Genomic DNA, 223 nt, shown 5'->3' with positions numbered 1-223 from the left:
GCGGCGCAGCAGCCGCAGGCTCTCCCGCGCCCCGCCCACCGCCGCCGGGGCGAGTCCGGTGTCGAAGATGAACGTCCGCGCGGCGTTGACCAGGTGGTCGATGACCCGGGCCGGGCCGAGGACGGCGCCGCCCTGGCTGCCGAGGGACTTGGAGAGCGTGACCGTGGCCACGACGCCCGGGGCTCCCGCGATCCCGGCGGCGGCCGGCGCTCCGCGCCCGCCC

1 protein-coding gene is annotated in these 223 nt (G+C 79.8%); it reads right to left on the bottom strand.

Annotation, left to right across the window (positions count from 1 at the left end; all coding sequences use genetic code 11):
* Window positions 1–223 (bottom strand): aminotransferase class I/II-fold pyridoxal phosphate-dependent enzyme (locus GT042_RS20175; protein ID WP_161310120.1); only part of this gene is annotated, 223 nt, incomplete at both ends.

The sequence above is a fragment of the Streptomyces sp. SID3212 genome, from assembly GCF_009865405.1.
Taxonomy (GTDB): domain Bacteria; phylum Actinomycetota; class Actinomycetes; order Streptomycetales; family Streptomycetaceae; genus Streptomyces.
Note: the sequence above shows the minus strand (reverse complement) of the source record. Positions and strands in the feature narration are given on the sequence as shown.